The 18,043-nt window shown below is 68.0% G+C and carries 17 protein-coding genes and 2 pseudogenes; 6 read left to right on the top strand and 13 right to left on the bottom strand.

Annotated elements, in window-relative coordinates; translation table 11 throughout:
• Positions 1-2: 2 nt before the first annotated feature.
• Genes JYA75_RS03640 through JYA75_RS03625 form a run of 4 tightly spaced genes read right to left on the bottom strand, consistent with a single transcriptional unit; the run spans position 3 to position 4,490 of the window.
• Positions 3-785, bottom strand: coding sequence for an enoyl-CoA hydratase-related protein (locus tag JYA75_RS03640; protein ID WP_203329702.1), 783 nt, complete (start codon positions 783-785; stop codon positions 3-5).
• Positions 782-2,449 (bottom strand): long-chain-fatty-acid--CoA ligase, encoded by a 1,668-nt coding sequence (locus JYA75_RS03635; protein WP_203329701.1) that lies wholly within the window; start codon positions 2,447-2,449, stop codon positions 782-784. Before JYA75_RS03635 ends, JYA75_RS03640 begins: the two co-directional genes overlap by 4 nt.
• Positions 2,450-2,460: 11 nt before the next feature.
• The gene (locus JYA75_RS03630) at positions 2,461-3,630 is read right to left on the bottom strand and encodes a thiolase family protein (RefSeq protein WP_203329700.1); all 1,170 of its coding nucleotides are present in this window, start codon (positions 3,628-3,630) and stop codon (positions 2,461-2,463) included.
• A 32-nt stretch (positions 3,631-3,662) separates the two neighbouring features.
• Positions 3,663-4,490 carry a CoA transferase gene (locus tag JYA75_RS03625; RefSeq protein WP_029547289.1) on the bottom strand — a complete coding sequence of 276 codons (828 nt, stop codon included), beginning with the start codon at positions 4,488-4,490 and terminating at the stop codon, positions 3,663-3,665.
• 98 nt (positions 4,491-4,588) lie between these two features.
• On the opposite strand from JYA75_RS03625, the gene JYA75_RS03620 reads away from it, so the two are divergent.
• The 3 genes and pseudogenes from JYA75_RS03620 (at position 4,589) to JYA75_RS03610 (ending at position 5,999) form a co-directional block, all read left to right on the top strand.
• Positions 4,589-5,206, top strand: a complete 618-nt coding sequence (locus JYA75_RS03620) for a TetR/AcrR family transcriptional regulator (protein WP_102799196.1) — start codon at positions 4,589-4,591, stop codon at positions 5,204-5,206.
• A 295-nt stretch (positions 5,207-5,501) separates the two neighbouring features.
• Positions 5,502-5,688, top strand: a pseudogene (locus tag JYA75_RS03615) (type II toxin-antitoxin system RelE/ParE family toxin); the annotation flags it as partial.
• Positions 5,689-5,693: 5 nt separating this feature from the next.
• Positions 5,694-5,999 carry an XRE family transcriptional regulator gene (locus JYA75_RS03610; protein ID WP_044476017.1) on the top strand — a complete coding sequence of 102 codons (306 nt, stop codon included), beginning with the start codon at positions 5,694-5,696 and terminating at the stop codon, positions 5,997-5,999.
• A 288-nt stretch (positions 6,000-6,287) separates the two neighbouring features.
• Here the strand turns inward: JYA75_RS03610 and JYA75_RS03605 are convergent, their stop codons facing one another.
• From JYA75_RS03605 to JYA75_RS03590, 4 genes are all read right to left on the bottom strand, one after another.
• Complete coding sequence (locus JYA75_RS03605; protein ID WP_203329699.1) at positions 6,288-7,448, bottom strand: serine hydrolase domain-containing protein; 1,161 nt, start codon at positions 7,446-7,448, stop codon at positions 6,288-6,290.
• A gap of 85 nt (positions 7,449-7,533) precedes the next feature.
• Positions 7,534-7,908 carry a hypothetical protein gene (locus JYA75_RS03600; protein ID WP_203329698.1) on the bottom strand — a complete coding sequence of 125 codons (375 nt, stop codon included), beginning with the start codon at positions 7,906-7,908 and terminating at the stop codon, positions 7,534-7,536.
• The gene (locus JYA75_RS03595; protein WP_206020489.1) at positions 7,866-8,744 is read right to left on the bottom strand and encodes a hypothetical protein; all 879 of its coding nucleotides are present in this window, start codon (positions 8,742-8,744) and stop codon (positions 7,866-7,868) included. Before JYA75_RS03595 ends, JYA75_RS03600 begins: the two co-directional genes overlap by 43 nt.
• Before the next feature lie 166 nt (positions 8,745-8,910).
• Complete coding sequence (locus tag JYA75_RS03590) at positions 8,911-9,432, bottom strand: hypothetical protein (protein ID WP_102799199.1); 522 nt, start codon at positions 9,430-9,432, stop codon at positions 8,911-8,913.
• Between the two features lie 464 nt (positions 9,433-9,896).
• Between JYA75_RS03590 and JYA75_RS29075 the strand changes: the two genes are divergently transcribed.
• Positions 9,897-10,031 carry a hypothetical protein gene (locus tag JYA75_RS29075; protein WP_006937388.1) on the top strand — a complete coding sequence of 45 codons (135 nt, stop codon included), beginning with the start codon at positions 9,897-9,899 and terminating at the stop codon, positions 10,029-10,031.
• An 819-nt stretch (positions 10,032-10,850) separates the two neighbouring features.
• Here JYA75_RS29075 and JYA75_RS03585 read toward each other — a convergent pair.
• Positions 10,851-12,326: a glyceraldehyde-3-phosphate dehydrogenase gene (locus JYA75_RS03585; protein WP_102799200.1), complete on the bottom strand. Its 1,476-nt coding sequence runs from the start codon at positions 12,324-12,326 to the stop codon at positions 10,851-10,853.
• A 692-nt stretch (positions 12,327-13,018) separates the two neighbouring features.
• On the opposite strand from JYA75_RS03585, the gene JYA75_RS28700 reads away from it, so the two are divergent.
• Positions 13,019-13,180 carry a hypothetical protein gene (locus JYA75_RS28700; RefSeq protein ID WP_230304382.1) on the top strand — a complete coding sequence of 54 codons (162 nt, stop codon included), beginning with the start codon at positions 13,019-13,021 and terminating at the stop codon, positions 13,178-13,180.
• 485 nt (positions 13,181-13,665) lie between these two features.
• Here the strand turns inward: JYA75_RS28700 and JYA75_RS03575 are convergent, their stop codons facing one another.
• The 3 genes and pseudogenes from JYA75_RS03575 to JYA75_RS28695 all read right to left on the bottom strand — a co-directional run.
• Positions 13,666-15,051 carry an Hsp70 family protein gene (locus tag JYA75_RS03575; protein WP_203329696.1) on the bottom strand — a complete coding sequence of 462 codons (1,386 nt, stop codon included), beginning with the start codon at positions 15,049-15,051 and terminating at the stop codon, positions 13,666-13,668.
• Between the two features lie 121 nt (positions 15,052-15,172).
• Positions 15,173-15,694, bottom strand: coding sequence for a DinB family protein (locus JYA75_RS03570; RefSeq protein ID WP_203329695.1), 522 nt, complete (start codon positions 15,692-15,694; stop codon positions 15,173-15,175).
• Between the two features lie 38 nt (positions 15,695-15,732).
• A pseudogene (locus JYA75_RS28695) lies at positions 15,733-15,987 on the bottom strand (transposase); the annotation flags it as partial.
• Between the two features lie 106 nt (positions 15,988-16,093).
• On the opposite strand from JYA75_RS28695, the gene JYA75_RS03560 reads away from it, so the two are divergent.
• Complete coding sequence (locus JYA75_RS03560; RefSeq protein WP_203329694.1) at positions 16,094-16,318, top strand: type II toxin-antitoxin system Phd/YefM family antitoxin; 225 nt, start codon at positions 16,094-16,096, stop codon at positions 16,316-16,318.
• Between the two features lie 157 nt (positions 16,319-16,475).
• On the opposite strand, the gene JYA75_RS03555 is transcribed toward JYA75_RS03560, so the two are convergent.
• Entirely contained in the window at positions 16,476-17,960 is a 1,485-nt protein-coding gene (locus JYA75_RS03555; protein WP_203329693.1) for an adenylate/guanylate cyclase domain-containing protein, read from the bottom strand.
• Positions 17,961-18,043 lie beyond the last annotated feature (83 nt).

Genomic DNA, 18,043 nt, shown 5'->3' with positions numbered 1-18,043 from the left:
CTCTACCTTCCGGTGAATGCGGGGGCGCGCTTGGCGAGGAAGGCGGCTTGGCCTTCACGGCTGTCCGCGGAGCGCAGCGCGAGGTCGAAGTTGCGTTTTTCGTGCTCGAGTCCCTGCGACAGCGACGTCTCGTACACGCGCACGGCCGCGTCCTTGGCGAGGGCCACCGCCAGGGGTGAGTTCTTCGCGATGCGTTCGGCGATCGTCAGCGCCTGGGGGAGGGCCTCGCCGTCGGGGACGAGCTCGGCGACGATGCCGGCGTCGTATGCCTTCTGTGCGGAGATGGCGTCGCCGGTCAGCAGCATCGCCATGGCTTTGGACTTGCCGACGGCGTGGATCAGTCGTTGGGTGCCGCCGCCGCCGGGGATGACGCCGAGTTTGACCTCGGGTACCCCGAATTTCGCGGACGTGCCGGCGATGACGATGTCGCAGGCCAGCGCCAGTTCGCAGCCGCCGCCGAGCGCGACGCCCTCCACGGCGGCGAGGACGGGCTTGCGGTAGGTGCCGAGGTCGGCCCAGATGTCGCCGCCCGATGCGGTGCGCTCACCGAGCAACGATTGCTCACGTAGCGCGTCGAAGGCGGTGATGTCGGCGCCGGCGCAGAACACGCCGTCGGCGCCGGTGAGCACCACCGCCCGCACGGTGTCGTCGTTCTTCATGTCGGCGAGTTCGGTGGTCAGCGCGGCGAGCAGTTCGGCGTCGAGGCTGTTCTTCGCGGCGGGGCGGTGCAGGGCGAGGACCGCCACCGCACCTTGCCGAGTGGTCTGCAGGACTGTCGTGGTCATCGGGTCTCCGTGTAGAGGTCGGCGTGCTGGGCACGCAGGCTCTTCTTGTCGAGCTTGCCGACGCTGGTACGCGGCAGGGCATCGACGTAGAGCACGGTGTCGGGGAGTTGCCATTTGGCGAATGTGCCGTCGAGGACGCTATGGATGTCGGTGAGGTCGAGCTCATCGCCGTCGACCGTCACCACCAGGGCGACGGGGCGTTCCTGCCATTTCGGGTGGGCGACCCCGATGACGGCGGCTTCCTTGATCTTCGGGTGGCCGACGAGGGCGTTTTCCATGTCGATCGAGGAGATCCATTCGCCGCCGCTCTTGACGACGTCTTTGAGTCGGTCGGTGAGCTTGAGGTAACCGTTCGCGTCGATCGTGCCGACGTCGCCACTGCGCCAGTAGCCGTCGAGGAATCTGTCGGCGTCGTCGTCGAGCTTGTGGTAGCGCTCGATGATCCACGGACCCCGCAACAACACCTCGCCCTGGCTCGTGCCGTCGTGTGGCAGATCGTTGCCCTCGCCATCGACGATGCGTATGTCGATGCCGTTGATCGGCAGGCCCTGGGAGCGTTTGAGATCCCACTTCTGCTCGTCGGAGATCTTGCCGCGCAGCGACGGCTTGAGCGCGCCGTTGACCGTCACCAACGGGGTGGTCTCGGTGGCGCCGTAGGCGTGGATGACGTCGGCGCCGGTGCGCTCGTAGAAGCCGCGCATCAACGACAGGGCCGGTTCGGTCGCCCCGGAGAGCAGGCGGGTGCGCCGGAAGTCGGGCGCGTGATCGAGGGTGGTGATGTAGTCGAGCATGGGCTGGAAGATCGCCGGTGCGCCGTTGGCGACGGTGACCTGTTCGGCGATCATCGCATCGACCAGCACGGAGGTGTCCTCGGCGACGTAGCGGCCGGGCAGCACGATCTTCGCGGCGCTGTAGGCCGCGGACTGCGGCAGACCCCAGCTCTGTCCGTGGAACATCGGGGTGATGAGCATGACCGCGTCGTCGCTGCGCATCCCGAGGTTCGCGGCCTGGGACAGGGTGTGCAGACAGATGCCGCGGTGTGAGTAGTAGATACCCTTCGGGCGTCCGGTGGTGCCGGTGGTGTAACACGCGCTGTAGGTGGAGGTCTCGTCGATCACGGGCCAGTCGATCTCCGGTTCGGCGGCCTCGAGGAGATCTTCCCAATGGACGACCCCGGGCAGGGAGGTGTCGATCTCCGACATCGGCTTGTCGGTCATCACCACCCACGTCTCCACACCCGGGGTATACGGGGCGAGCGCTTCGGCGACCGGCAGCAGCGACTCGTCGACCAGCACCACCGACGCCTCGCTGTGACCGGTGACGTAGCCGAGATCCTCCGGGACCAGACGCAGATTCATCTGCAGCATCACCGCGGCGAGGCCGGGTATGGCCCAATACAGCTCGAAATGCCGCTTGCTGTTCCAGTCCAAGATGCCGACCACGTCGGCCGGACCGACCCCGAGCGAGCGCAGCGCGTTGGCACTGCGGATGATCCGGGTGTAGGCGTCGGCGTAGGTGTAACGGTCCCAGCCACCGTCGGCGGTACGGTAGACGATCTCCTGTTCCGGGTACGTGCGGGCGGAGTGCCGGATCACGGTGGTGGTGTTGAGCTGGTAGTGATCGCCGTGGGTGGACGGCAGACCCTTCACGATCTCCTGTGCCATGACGGTGCCTCTCAGATGCGTTCGATGATGGTGGTGTTGGCGGTGCCATGCGCTTCGCAGATGGTCTGCAGACCCACCCGGCTCTCGGAGCGTTCGAGTTCGCACAGCAGGTCGGTGAGCATCCGGGCGCCGGTGGAGCCGAGCGGGTGGCCGATCGCGACCGAGCCGCCGTTGACGTTGAGTTTGTCCTCGGGCACCCCGAACTCCTGCGCGAACATCAGCGGCACGCCGGCGAAGGCCTCGTTGACCTCGAAACGGTCGATGGCCTCGACACTCAGCCCGGAACGCTTCAGTGCCTTGTGCGTGGCGTCGAGGACGGCGGTGAACTGGATGATCGGGTCGGCGGCTGCCACGGTCAGTGCGCGGAAGCGGGCGCGGGGAATCAGGCCGTGGGCTTCGGCGAATGTGCGGTCGGCGATCAGCATCGCCGCGGCGCCGTCGCTGAGCTGGGACGAGTTCGCCGCCGTGGTGCGCCCGTCGGCGGCGAACACCGTCTTCAGCGACGCGATCTTCACTGGGTCGAGATGGTCGCGGATCCCCTCGTCCGCCGTGATCGCCTCGCCCGCAGGGTTGTGCGGATCGGCGGTGATCGGCACCAGCTGCTCGCGGAATCGGCCGGCGCGGGTGGCGGCGAGGGCGCGTTCGTGGCTGCGGATGCTGTACTCGTCGAGTGCGGCGCGGGTGAGCTCGAACCGCGCGTTCATCAGCTCCGACGACGGGCCCTGCGCCATCAGACCGCCGTCGTAGCGGGCGAGTTCGAGAGGGCCGTACTGCGGGCCGAGCGGGGCTCCCGGCCGGAACGCGGACGGCATGGACACCTGCGACATCGATTCGACACCGCACGCGACGGCCAGATCGTAGGTGCCGGCCATTATGCCCTGGGCGGCGAAACTCACCGCCTGCTGACCCGAGCCGCACTGTCGGTCGACGGTGACCGCGGGCACCGATTCCGGCAGCCCGGCCGACAGGACGGCGTGGCGGGCGATGTTGGAGGACTGCTGGTCGTGCTGGAGCACGCAGCCGGCGATGACGTCGTCGATCAGCATCGGGTCGATGCCGGTGCGCTCGACCAGATGCCGCAGCGTGTGGCCGAGCAGGTCGGCCGGGTGCCACGCACTGAGGACTCCGCCTCGTTTGCCGACGGGGGTGCGCACCGCGCCGACGATCACTGCTTCGCGCATGGTAGTGGTTTCCTCCTGCAGGTGGGGGTTGGTCACGCGGCGGCGATGCGCGTGAGGGGAATGTCGGCTTTGACTGCGAGCCGTTCGCAGTCGTCGACGGTGTGCGTGCCGAAGAACCGTTCGAGACCCTCGTGGGTCAACTCGTCGCCGAGGACTTCGGCGAGGCGGGTGGCGAAATGGGGCTCGAGTGCACCCAGCGCCACGTAGCCGTCGGCTGCCCGGTAGATCCGGTAGGACGGCAGGGCGCCGCCGAGCGGGGCACCGGTGCCCATGAGTCCGTGCCGAACCGCGGCACCCGCATCGGACGCCGCGTGGTCGAGGACGACCCGACGGCGCCCGCCGCGTCCGGTAGCGGTGCGTTCGAGAAGAAGGAGCACGGCAGCAGACACGGCGCGTTCGGCGCCGAGCAGGTCGGCGACCGGAACGGTGGGCATCGACGGTGGAGTGAGGGTACCGTACGCGGCCTGGTAGTTCAGGTCGTGTCCGGCGATTTCCTCCAATTCGCCGTCGTAGCCGACGATTTCGACATGGCCGAGGCGAGGAAAAGTCGCGGTCACCTGACCCAGACCGAGGCGCTGCGCAGCGGAGGGACGCATCGCGGTGACGAGCAGGTCCGCGGAGTCGAGCATGCCGTCCAGGCGGACGCGGGAGTCGGAATCCTTCAGATCCAGCACCACGATGTCTTGGCCGGCAACCAGTTCTGCATACCAGTGGGGGGCGACGCCGGCGAGTGGGTCACCGGCCGGCGACTCGACCTTGGTCACGCGGGCGCCGAGTCGGTGGAGGCGATGGGCTGCGAGCGGGCCGGGCAGGTTGGGGGCGAGGGTGACGACATCGATGCCGTCGAGAATGCGGGTCATGGGGAACCTTCCCATCAGGTACTATACGAATGTATAGCAGACGGGATGACTGTATAGGAAGAGCTACGTCGCTATGCTGCTGAGAAATGAGGAATCGGATGGAGCCAGGACACGACCCGCGGATGAGTACGAACGATCTGACCGCCAAGGCCCGCATCCGCAACGCCGCCCTCGATTTGTTCGGCACCAAGGGCGAGGACGGCACCTCGATGCGTGCGATCGCGTCCGCTGCGGGGGTGACCGTCGGTCTGCTCGTGCACCACTTCGGCACCAAGGACGGCATCCGCGCCGCCGTCGAAGACCACGTCGTCGACCACTTCGCCCACGCCATCGCGCACGCCCCGAACCAGGGCACACCCCAACAGATCGCCACCGCCCGCGACGCCGCGGTGGCGCGCATGCTCGACGCGCATCCCGAGGTCGTCAACTACATGCGCCGCGCCCTGCTCGAACCCGGCGACACCCGCAACACGCTCCTGGAAAAACTCACCGATCTCACCCGGCGCGAGGTGGTGGCGTTGCGCGAGGCCGGCCTCGCCTCGACCGACCGCCACGAAGCCACCCAGATCATCGAAACGATGATCCGCCAAGTAGGCCAGCTGTTCCTGCAGCCGATGGTCGACGCCATGTGGGAAGACCTGACCCCGCTGCGTACGCCGGGCCAGGAGAAACCGGCCCTCACGGTTACCGTGCGGAAGGCGACCTCGCGCCCCTGAACGCGCGCCGCGAAGGCGATAGCCGACCACTGCGTCGGTCAGCTCCAGCGACGTACCGTCGGCAGTCTCGATGCGTCTTTGCCTCCGCGAACCGGAGCTATCGATACATGTCCGAAAAGCGCTGGAGCATGAGGCGTGGCCGGCGCATCCGGTGACTCTCCCCGCCTATCGGGTGGCCGCCGCGGACACCGTCACCGGAGAGGGAACCCGAGCCTTCGCGTTGGCGACCCGGCGCACCGTCTGGTGACACTCGGATACCGGCACCGGAGGCCAGCCAGCCCGATCCCGGCGGCGACGACCTGGTGCGCGCGACCATGGCCGATCGGAGTTGCGCGTGCTGTTCGCGTTCGACCCGCAGCGCAAGGCGATCTTTTTGGTGGCCGGCGACAAGGCCGGGAAGTGGGACAAGTGGTACCGGGTGAACATCCCCCCGTGCCGACGATCGCTTCGACGGTCACCTGAACCGACTCGAAGGGAAGTGAGATCGATGGGCATCAGCCTCGAAGACGTGCTCGCCAAGCGCCCGGTGCGACGGAACCCGGTCGAGGCGCGCAAGGCTCGGATGTTCGACCAGGTCCGCGCCTACCGACTCAAAGTGTTGCGCAAGGCACAGCCTCTGACCCAGAAGCAGGTGGCCGAGCGGCTAGAGGTGGGGCAGAACCGGGTCTCGACCATCGAGCGCGGTGAACTCGACCGTATCCAACTCGACACACTCCGTCGCTACGTCGACGCGGTCGGCGGCACGTTGCGTATCGAAGTCGAACTCGGCGACGACCGGTTCCAGATCGCGTAGACCGCATGGCTGGGGAAGGTGTACCTGCGTTCCCCAGCGCAGCAGAAGTGGGAGAGTTCCTCTCCGTCGAGCGCGCGACAAGCCAACTGAAGCCATCCAGCGCTGGGTTCCCTCGTGGGCACAGAAGCGCTCCGTCGAATAATCCGGTGGCGGAGCGCAGACTCCGGGAGCGTCGGTTGACCATCGGTCAGTTTGAGCATCAGTCGCAGGCCGTAGGAGAGTGCACCCTAGATCGAGCGTGCATGCCGTGCGCGGCCCTCGTTTCGGGGTCGTCTCGGTATAGGGGTGTCACGCTGTGGCCGTCTCGCTGAGGGCGTCGTAGGTGGCGCGCAGGTACTGCTCGCTCCGGGCCGATCCGATGATGCCCGGCCCCATCTTGTTCATCGCGTAGGTGAACGTCATTCGGCGGTCGAGGTCCATCACTGTCATCGATCCACCCCATCCACCCCAGAAGCAGATCCGACCGTCCGGGATGCTCGGCATGGTGTCGTGGCGCGGCAGCGCGTATCCGATGCCCCGCCGGAACGGCACACCCAGGACAAGGTCGACGTCGTTGTTCTGCTCTTCGAAGATCTTGTCGATCGAGGTGCTGTGGAGGAGGCGGACGCCGTTGCTCTCACCGCCCAGCGCGATGGTCGAGAGGATCCGTGCGAGCGAGCGTGCGTTGCCGTGACCGTTGAGGGCTCCCATGTCGGCGTGCCGCCACCCGGGGGTATTGGCGGCGTTCGCGTCGGCTACCGGTCCTGTCATCGTCTTCACCATGACGCTGTCGGGATCGAGTGCGGCGAGGTCGATCTCGAAGGGGGGCGGTGCGGCGATCTCGGCGATACGGCCCCCATCGTTCTCGCGGGCGCCGATCTGGAAGTCGGCACCGAGCGGACCGGCGACGTGTGTGGCGACGAACTCCTTGAACGGCTGACCGGTGATGCGGCGGACGACTTCTCCGACGAGGTGGCCCTGGTTGTTGGCGTGGTAGCCGGCGGCCGAACCCGCCGGCCACCACGGCGTCTGCTGCGCGAGCAGGGTCGTCGACTTGTCCCAGTCGTACATGTCCTCGAGGACGAAGGGCTGCTCCCAGCCCGACACCCCGGAGGTGTGCGAGAGGATGTGCCGGACCTCGATGTCGCTCTTGCCGTGGGCGGCGAACTCGGGCCAGTAGCGCGCGACGGGTGCATCCAGGTTCAGCTCGCCGGCGTCGACGAGCATCAGTGCCGCCAACGCCAGTACCGACTTCGTGCTCGACCACACGTTGACGATGGTGTCCTCGGTCCACGGCGTGGACCGGGCCTGGTCGCGGAATCCTCCCCAGATGTCGACGCGCGTCTCTCCGTCGATGTCGATGACGAGGGCGGCGCCGAGTTCTTCCCCGGACGAGACGTTCTGCTCGAAAAGGTGGCGCACGGCGGCGAAACGGTCGTCACAGTATCCGCCGATGGTCGGTTCATCCATAGTGGTGTCCTCGAGATCTGGGTGGGTGGTGGTGGCGCCGGATCCCGTCGGGTCGACGGGATCCGGCGTGGAGTGGCCGGGGCACTCAGCGGAAGGTGAGGCCGTCGAAGCTGCCCGCCGCAAGCCAGTGGTCCATCATGCGGAAGAACGCCGCCGAGCCTGCCGGATAGCCGACGTTGAGCCGATCCTTCGATTCGGCGGGTTTGCCTTCGTTGTTGTAGTAGCCGGGAGTGCATTCGGGATTACCGAGGGGCCGGCCGTGGTCGAGGAGAAGCTGCACCCACGCCTGCTCGGCTTCCTTCGTCGTCTCGACGCTGGAGGTGCCGGTGCTCAGCACGTGATCGACTATCGCAGCGACGACGCGGGCGGCTTCGACGAAGTTGTGGGGGATGTTCGATCCGAGGGCTGCGCCCTGCATCAACTGGAGCACGAATAGGTTGGGGAATCCGTAGGTGTGCATGCCGTGCAGGGTTCGTGTGCCCTGCGCCCAATGCTCGGACAGCGTGACCCCGTCGCGTCCGGTCGGGTCGAATCCGGCACGGTCGGTGTAGCCGGTGCCGAGGAACTCGAACCCGAAGGCGTAGACGATGCAGTCGACCTCGTACTCCACGCCGGCGACGACCACGCCGTGTTCGGTGATGCGCTCCACCCCCCTTGCCGTCGGTGTCGACGAGGTGTGTTGGGCCGGTTGAACGCCGGCAGGTAGTCGTCGCGGAAGCACGGACGCTTGCACATCTGACGGAACCATGCCTTGAGCTGCTCGGCGGTGGCGGGATTGGTGACGATCTCGTCGACGCGGGCGCGGATGCGCTCCATCTGCTCGTCGTCGGCGTCTTCGAGTGCCCGTTGCACATTTTCCGGCGAGTAGTGCTCGATCGGTACGGATTTGACGGCCGCACGCATCCTCTGGCCGAGCGCGGTCCACCCGTCTCGGACGAGGTCCTCGTGTTCGATCGCCAACTCGCTCGGGTCGGTGAGCACGCCGTCCCAGATGGTGGTGAAACTGTCCAGCCAGCGCTTCTGCCAACCGGGTGTCGCGATCTGCGCGAACCACTTCTCGTCGATCGGGTGGTTTCCCCGTTCGTCGACAGCCGACGGTGTGCGTTGGACGACGTACAGTTCCCTGCAGTACTTGGCCAGTTCGGGCACGCATTGCACCGCGGTCGCGCCGGTTCCGATCACTGCTACACGCTTGTCTGCGAGCGTGTCCATCGGCGCGCCCAGCGCGTCGCCGCCGGTGTAGTCGTAGTCCCACCGGCTGGTGCGCCCCGCATCCTCACTGGTCTGATGCTGCACCCTCAAAGGGGCGTACTTGCTGCCGACGGCCCTCACCTGCACCTTTCTGGCCTGGTGCTTGCACCAAATCTGTCTGTCTGGCACTGTGATGAGTGCACGGGGCATTAGCTCCGGTGAAGTGGACCCGGCAGCCTTCCGGACGGTTGGTGAGCCGGGTTTCGCGTTTCTACCGCACTGCCACGGTCTTGGTGATCAACGGCCGGACCCGGGCAGGCCATTCGCCGCCCTTGGCCAGACACCAGGCGACCGCGTCGGGAATCCACAGCATCGGTTCCTGCTTGGCGCGCAGATGGTGATACGTCAGCCGATCCCGGATCCCGTGTTTGCCGGTGGCGTCGAACAACGTGCGGCGATCGGACTTGACGGTGGAATCGTCCTGCTCGAGCACCAGACGCGAGACCGACAGCTCGGCAAGGTCGTCCACCAGTGCCTCGAGGCATCGTGGGCGCCCGACCTTGGGTGTCAGCCCGGTCGCGTCGTAGACGTGCACCTGCACGTCCAATGTCTCCAGGGCCGAGCAGATCGTGCGTCGGCGGGCATCGCGCTCGGACTTGAAGTGGATCCGTTCCTGACCCTTCATTCTCAGCGCCGTCAACGTTCTGCGCGCCTGATCGGGCGCCGACGGATCCGCCACTGCGGCCACCACCAGGATGCCGCGGACGGTGTTCTCATCGACGAAAGCGTGCACGAGAGGTCAGCCTAGAGCGACGCCACTTTCCCCTTCCGGATCCCCTTCGATGCGCACCGGAGACAGGTGCGCACCTCGAGGGCCCGCATCTCTCCACCCGCGTACTTTCGATTCGCTCACTGCCGACACGGCGCAGGAGGTCGACCGTCCTCGGGCCTGCCGACTGTCACCGGTCCGGGGCGCCGGGGCCGGGCGCACCGCTCGGGCCTTCGCGCCGGCATCCCGGGACGCCCCGGATTGATTTTCTGCACCGAGTGCCGTAAATGTGGTTGAAGGTTGCACGACCGTCGCCGTCGACTCGGCGAGGCCCGCTGCCGCGCACCGCCACCCCCTGCCGGCGGTGCGCGCGCATCTCAGGCCGACGAGTCGCCCTCCCGGACGCCCCGCCTTCCCCTGGGGCGGGGTGTCCGGACCCCCTCCCCGTCGCCAGGCGACCACTCGCAGAAGGAAGAAGGCACGTTTCGATGATCTCCACCCTGGTCCTCCGCCCGGTGGCCCGCACCCTTGCCGTCGCGCTGATCTTCGCCGATACCGTCCTGGCCACCCGGGTGCCGCCGCTGCCCGACTGGGACGACGCCGGCCATCCCGCCCGCTACTGAACACCCACGGCCGTTCCGAGTACCGCATCCTGCTCCGAACAGACCTGCATCGCACCGACGCCGCCGTGGCATACCCCGCACTCCGATCGATGACACGCGCTGGCGGACACATGCGTGCGCTGCATCCATGCCACGAATGCAGCATTCGCATCGCAGCGGACCGGGCCTACGGCTCGACACCGCCGCCCCGGGTCTTCGCACTCGGGAGGCGCTTGTTCCGCTTTGTAGTCGAGGTACTCGGCTCAGCCCGCAGCACAGCCGCGTTCGTACTCGCTCGCAGCCCTGCTGGGCGTGCTTGCCCGGCATGGTTGACCGGAGCTCACGGGCGGCATTCCTGCTCCCCCGGCTCGATGCTGCGTCGCAGGCAGGGCCCTCAGTTCTGATCGTCCGACGATGCGAAACGAACGTCCCGCCAGAATTCGCACCGCAGAGCCAATGACCGGTGCTGATCCCACTCCCGCAGCGCCGCCACATACCGGGCATGTGGGGCGGTGTCCCGTTCGACGCTGAGCTCGAGAACGGGAAATCCAGCCGCCGCATCGCTTCGGCGACCCTCACCCGGACCGCTCGGCCGTTGAAGTCCTCGAACGGATGCACGTGCAGCGCAGCTCGACCGTGGCGTGGGAGTCCTTCGGCGGTTCGCCTTCCGGAACCGTGAATCGCCAGTACGTGACAGGCGACAGTTCGTCCGTCAGGACGTGCATGCCCGATTCAGCCCGGTAGACGCTCGTGGTGCCGTTGAAGAACTCTCCACGATTCGGTCCCATACCGCTGCTGCTACGGCATTCACCCCGCAGACGACCCCTCGCAGGTGCGATGTCACTGGGCAGTGGCAGGCGAACCGACCGGCTCCACGGCAGCGCTGCCCGTGACGGGATAGACGGCGTACTCCACGCCCGAGAGGTACTGGACGGTACGCACCACCTGGCATGAGTAACCGAACTCGTTGTCGTACCAGACGTAGAGAATGGCGGTGTCACCGTCGACGATTGCCGCGTTGGCGTCAATGATGCATGCCGCGCGTGAACCGATGAAGTCGCTGGACACGGCGTCGGTTGCCGCGGTGTAGTCGAGATTCCGACTCAGTGCGCCTGTCAGCGATTCCTGACGAAGATGTTCGAGCACTTCATCTTTGGTGGTCTCACGCCCCAGCTGAAGGTGGAGGATGGCGACGGAGACGTCTGGGGTGGGTACGCGGATCGAGTTACCGGTGATCCTTGCCTGAAGGCCGGGAAGCGCCTTCGCCACGGCCGACGCGGCACCTGTTTCGGTGAGCACGAGGTTGAAGGGCGCCGATCGGCCGCGCCGATCGGCCTTGTGGTAGTTGTCCAGCAGGTTTTGGTCATTGGTGAAGGAGTGCACGGTCTCGACGTGGCCTCGCGCGACACCGAACTCGTCGTCCATGGCCTTCAGGGGCGGGACAATGGCATTGGTGGTGCACGATGCGCACGAGACGATGTTCTCGGTCGGGTCGAGGTCGCGGTGATTGACGCCGTGCACAATGTTGGGCACGTCGCCCTTGCCGGGCGCGGTGAGCACCACCTTGGCCACACCCGGGCGGAGGTGCTGCGACAGCCCGTCGCGGTCGCGCCAGATCCCGGTGTTGTCGATCAGGATGGCGTTGTCGATGCCGTACTCGGTGTAGTCGACGCTCGTCGGATCGTTGCTGTAGATGAACTTGATGACGTTGCCGTTGGCGATCAGGGTGTTGTTCTCTGGGTCGACCTTGATCGTGCCGTTGAACTGCCCGTGGACCGAGTCGCGACGCAGCAGCGAGGCGCGCTTGGTCAGGTCGTCACTACCTCCCTTTCGGACCACCACGGCGCGCAAGTTCAATCCATTTCCCGAGCCGGCCTTTTCGATCAGGAGTCGAGCCACCAGTCGACCGATGCGCCCGAATCCGTACAGGATCACATCCTGCGGCTGCGGAGACGTCGGAGCGGTACCGGCCAGTTCGGCAAGACTGCGTGCAACGAACTCAGGGATCGACACTCCGTCGCCGTTCGCCCGGTAGTTCATCACCAGCAGTCCGAGATCGATCTTGGAGGGCCGGAGGTCGAGATGCGTCAGTGCCTCGAGGAAAGGGAACGTCTCTTCGACGGACAGCTCGTCGCCGCTGATCTGTCGGGCGAAACGATGGGTTCGCAGGATGCTGATGACCGACTTGTTCACCAGGGAGCGGCTGTGAAGCAGAATGGTCACCGAGCGCGTGCGGTGTAAGCCACCGATGATCGGGATCATCGCTTCCGCAAGAGCCTCCTCGGAGTTCCACTGTGCCAATTCTGCTGTGCTCACTGTGCTCCTCTGCCTTTCCGGCTCGTGGGACACGTCCGGTGGTTGGATGCCGGCCCGGACGAGACGCACGTCACTCGCCGGTCAGCGTTCCGGATCGGTGGAACAGTTCACGACCGACGCCGATCAGGACGTGCGCAACACCAAGCATATGGAAGCGCTCCCTCGGATCGACAAGCCGGTCGCCGAAACCGTCCCGGGGGCGTGGAGCTGCCGCCTCACGCGAAGAATGCCACGGACAACCTGCTGTCCTATCCATCAGTAGCAGCAGGAGGAGGCTTCTTCGTGTGAGTGAGCGGCGGCGGCGCACAGCAGCAAGCAGAGGCCGATACTCCCCCTCGCTGCGGTGCGGACGCAGGTCACATCCTGGTGGATCGGATTCGGTCACGTTCCAGCGGGCGCACGCGGGAAGGCGCATGTGCGCGCCCTCCGCGACCATGGCGAAGAAGAGCGGGGCTCAGGCTCGACGCATGGGCTCATGTCGGCCGTAGCCATCCCGGTCTGTCCGTCGATCGCGTGCGGGGCAGTGGAGTGCTAGACCCGGCCGCCGCGTCCGAGGCGATGGCCGCAGTGGCTCGGAGCCTGCACGGAGCGGAGCGAGTGGCAGCGTTGACGGTTACCGGGTCTTCGCCTACGTCGACGTCCAGGGACCGGACGCAGGGTGCGCGTTCGACGCCGCCCGCGAGGAAGCGGCGTTGCATCCGCTGTCCGACACGCGCCTGCTCGGCCTTGTCGAGCAGGCACTCGAAGTCGGCTTGCACCCGACGAAGCTGCGCACCCTGTCCGGCACGGGAGTCGGGATCATGCGACGCGACTTCGGGGTCGAGTTGCCCGCGCCCGGCAACGACTGCCTCTGACAGCGCAACACAGGCGAGGCTCCCGGAATCCCTGGTTCCGGGGGCCTCGCCCGTGGCGTAGGAACGTCGTTCCGGCACGAGCCGGAATGACGTTGGCGCCACCACTACCGCGTCCAGCACAGCCGGGCGCGTACGGTCGCCACGTCTCGCACCTCCAGCACGAACACCACCTCGATCCGATCGCCGGTCGGTCGCCGGACGGCACCAGCAAAGATGCCGTCGTGGCGCTGTTCGCTGCCGCCGATCCGGCCGGATTGATCGGCTGGGACGGTCCCGGTCCTGAACCCGTGTTCCCACGCCAAGCGGGCACAGGCGCGATGGCACCTTCCTCGCCCGTCGTTCCGTCCAACTCTGCTGCACCGCAACATGAGTGGTGGGTAATCGTGCTTATCCACCACACCTGGTGGGGGGCTCACCGGCCTGCCGCCGGGCAAGGACAAGCGTCACGCCTCAGAACATGTCGATGGTGTGTGGGCTCGAGGGATTCAGAGTCCGGGTATCGGGGGCAGTTCCGGTAGGGGGAGCGGCGGGGGTGGGGGAAGTGTGGGCAGTTGGTACTGCGGGAGACCGGGAATGAGGGGGGCTGGTTCCGGTGGGGGTGGCGGAGCCGATGTGTCGGCCGGCGCACTGTTCTGCGTCCGGGGGGTGGTGGGCGTCTGGGTCGGACTGTGTGTCTGCGGCGGGTTCGTGGTGCGCGCTTCGGTCTGTGCGGGGATCGTCGGCTGCGTGTCGACCACCGGCGGGGCGGCTTCCGGGGGCGGGGCCACGTCCGCGGTCGTGGTGGGCGGTGGCGGGGCGGTGGGCTGTGCGTCCCGCTCGGAACCCTGCAGCAGGTCGGTGCCGAGGCCGAGGCCGATCGCCGCGACGACGGTGACGACGCTGCCGGCGAGGAGGAGGCGTCGAGGTGTCCGCGGCGGTGCGGTCGTCTCGACGGTGTGCCGGGTGTCGACGGTGTTGCTCGTCTGGTGGGGCGCGGGTGCCGTTGTCGGGGACATCACCGTGCCGCCCGCCTCGCCGGTGGCGGGGCGGGCCAGCAGCGCCGCACCCTCGGCCGCGACGAGTTCGGGTTGTGCGGGCACGATCACCGGGAGGTCGAGCCGGGACTGCATCACGGAGGTGACCAGCGGGATGTGCGCACCGCCGCCGAGGAGCACCGCGGCGTCGGGAGTGCGGCCGGAGCGGCGGATGACCTCCCGGGTGAGGTGGGCCGAGGCTTTTACGGGGCCGTCGATGAGCGAATCGAAGCTGTCCTGGGAGAGCAGCAGCAGACCGCCCTCCCCGGGCATGCACACCGCGCCGTGGGTGGACAGCTGCTCCTTCGCGTCGCGGCACCGGGCGGTGAGGGCGAGCTGTGCTGCCGGGTCGGCCGGCGTGGTGAAGCGGTGCAGTTCCAGGTGATGGTGGTAGATCAGCCGGTCGAGGAGGTCGCCGCTGATCCGGTCCGAGCGTGCGGTGCTCAGCACGAGCCCGGTGGGGCGGTCGACGACGGTGACGGTGAGGCCGGAACTGCCGAGGTCGTAGAACACGAGCGTCTCGTGGTCGCCGAGATCCCCGGACGTCTCCAGCCTCTCGAGCGCGGCCGTCACTTCGGGGACCAAGTGGAAGTGGCCGATCTCGAGTCGGGTCATCGCGGCCTGGACGGCACCGGCCTGCGCCTGGTTCCGGTACGCGACGCCGATGGCCTGGGCCTCGTCGATCTCGTCGGTTTCGGCGAGCACCGTGTCGAGGGATGCGGCGGCCGGGTCTCCCGGCCGTTCGAGGGTCGCGGTCACCGACCGTGATCGGAAGAGCGGACCGTGGGGGCTCTCGGTGTCGCGGCACGCGAAGCGCACAGCGCTGGCCCCGACCGACACACCGAGAACCGACGTCATGACGCCGACTATAACGGTTCGGTCACGGGTCGCGCGCACGGAGCCGGTCGGCTCGGTGCTGCCGGTACACCACCGCCGCGCCGCTCGGTCCTGGACCCCACCACTACGCGGCTCGGCCGGATCAGCCCGCGACGTCGTGCAGATGGTGCTCGACGTCGTGCAGCAGATACTGGCACAACTGCGCGACGGTGAACCGGCGGCCGTCGCTGCGCAGGCCGTCGCGCCGCCAGTCCTCGACGCCCTCGACGATCTTGACGGTCTCGTCGGTGCGTGACGCGATCTGCCGGGCCACGGCGGCGGGATCTGCCGCCCAGAACCGCCGGCGGATCGCCTCGGCCTCGCCGTCGTAATCGGCGAACGTCGGGGTGTCCTCGGTGATCATCGCCCGCACTCGTTGTCCGAGGACGGCGATGAGGTCGCGCGCGTGGGAGGCGTACTCGAGCGTCGACCACACCCTCGGAGCGGGACGCTCGGCGACGTTCGGCCGTCGCAGCACGGCCTGCCAGCGTGGCACGCCGGCGCGCAAGCGTTGACCGGTCGTGGCCGGATCGTGCAGCGTGTACCCGCACTCGGGGCACCCTCGGTCGAGCACGAAGGTCCAGTCGCGAGTGTCGGGCATAGCGGGTTCCGGCGCGGTGTCCATGGCCCCATGGTGCCGCTGTACGGGCTCTTCCGGTCCTGGAGTGCCTCGATCGCGCGGGTGAGGTTGCCGCAGTGCAGCAGTGACGGGATCCGGTAGGGGGTCGGGTTGCCGAATCGGAGGGCGTGACGGGGCAGTGCTTCGAGTCGGGCGTTGATCGCCGCGGTGGGTCCGTTCGAGGCGCGGTGGTCGACGCAGGCGAGCACGTCGGCTCTGCGTCGGTGCAGGGTGCGTCCGAGTGAGGCGAGGTCGTCGAGACCGTCCGGAACTGACCGATGGTCTTCGTTGAATAGCGCACGACAACGGCTCCGTACGGTTCGGCGTTCGGGACCAGCCGTTGGGGGGCGGCGGGGCGCGGTGTCGCCGCCATCCTGCTACCGGGTGCGCATGAGGGCAATATTCGTGCACGAGGTGCCGCTCGGCGAAGCCGAGGACAAGCTCTCGGCGCTGGTCGACAGCGACGAAGCCACGCACGACGTCATCGCGATCACCCGGTACGGCAAACCGGCCGCGGTCCTGATGTCGGTCGACGATCTGGAATCACTGCAGGAAACGATCTACTGGCTGTCTCGCCCCGGCACCGCCGAGTCGCTCGCGGCCGCCGACGGCGATCCTGCTCAGTGCTGACTCGCAGGGCCGGATCTTGGGGAACCGGATCGGTGGCGCCGTCCCGGTTCCGGCCTCATCACAACCGAAGCCTGGCAGGCCGAGCCCGCCACCGAGACCTCGCCTGCTGATTCACACGAGGGTCACGCAGGGGTGATCGTGGTCTTCCGGTCCACGATCACCGCGCCTGCCGGTGCTGCCGGGCGTGGGCGAGAGCCGCGGCCGCCCGCAGCACCTGCGGTGCGCGCCGGGCGGTGCGGAGCACGGCCCGGTCGAGCACGGACAGGTCGAGGGACCGGTGCGCGATCGGGGGCGGGTCCGTGATCGCGTCGGTGAGCGCGTACAGCTGCCACCGGCCGGGCACCCCGGCGAGCCGGTGCCGGCCCCGGTCGGCGAACCTCAGGCCCGAGCCGGTGCCGAGGTCGCGGGTGGTGCGGGAGACCAGGATCTCGCCGGGACCGGCGGTCGCGCCGATGCGCGCCCCGATGTGCACGGTCAATCCGGTCAGCTCGGGTCCGGCGTGCTCGACGGTGCCGGTGTGGACGCCGGCCCGGATCTCGATGCCGAGGCCGCGGGCGTCGTCGCGGATCCGCGCGGCACAGCGCACGGCCGCGGCCGGGCCGTCGAAGAGGCTCAGCGTCCCGTCCCCCGTGACCTTCACGAGCCGGCCGCCGGCCTGCTCCACCTCGGCCCGGACCCGTCGTTCGTGGGCGGCGCGCAGGTCGCGGTAGGCGCCGTCGCCGATACGGGCGAGCAGTTTCGTCGAGCCGACAATGTCGGTGAACAGCAGCGACGCGAGGCTGCGGTCGGCGTCGACCGGATGCTGCATCCCGGTGGCGAGTTCCTCGACGTGGTCGAGGATCGGCCGCCACGCCTCCCCGAGCGAGGCGCCGGGCAGGGCGTTCGGCAACAGGTGGAACGAACCGCGGGGGATCTGCCGCGCGACGAACTCGGCGGCGGCGCGGGGCACGGGGCTGGCGGCCGGGAGCAGCACCCGGGCCGGGCACTGGATCGACGGCAGGGCGCTGGAGTAGTCGAGCCGGAAGATCCACTCGAGGTGCGCCTGCGTCGTGGTCGGTGTCGCGGAGCAGCGTTCGAGCATCGCCATCAGCCGCCGGTTGTAGGGGTTGTCGGCGTGGTGCTCCCACATCCGGACCGAGGCCCCGGAACCCCACTCCCGGCCCACGGTCCGCCAGTTGTCGACGAACTCCGCCCGCCGCACCGGCGTCCATCCGTGCGGCTCACCGTCGCCGCCGAGGAGACGCTCGGCGAACGGCTGGACGAGGACCAGGCCGGCGACGCGGTCCGGGGCGCGGGCGGCGACGAGGCACTGCGGTCCGCAGGTGCTGGCGACGCCGACGAGGGTGGCCCGGCGCATCCCCACCTCGTCCATCACGGCCAGCACGTCGTCGGCCTGCTCCTCGAGGCTGGGCACCCGGTCCAGCGGATCGGACAGCCCGATCCCGCGGCGCTGGAAGTACACCGAGCGGCCGAAGGTGCCGTTGCGTTCGATCAGGTAGTGCAGGTGGGGGTCGGTCCACATCAGGTCCAGGTGGGTCTGGATCTCGAGGAACCACACGACGTCCACCGGGCCTTCACCCACCACCTGGTACGCGAGGCCGTGGCCGTCGCGCGGAAGATACCGGGTGACCGGTGGGTCCATCTCCTCAGGCTAGCGGGGCTGCCGGGCGGCGAACAGCCCGCTCTGTGACAAGCACCACGCCGCGCGGTAGGTTGGTGTAACTG

Origin of the sequence: Rhodococcus sp. PSBB066 (assembly GCF_017068255.1) — a bacterium.
In the GTDB taxonomy this organism is placed as follows: Bacteria; Actinomycetota; Actinomycetes; order Mycobacteriales; family Mycobacteriaceae; genus Rhodococcus; species Rhodococcus aetherivorans.
The sequence above is the reverse complement of the archived record's forward strand: the minus strand, read 5'-3'. Positions and strand labels throughout refer to the sequence as shown.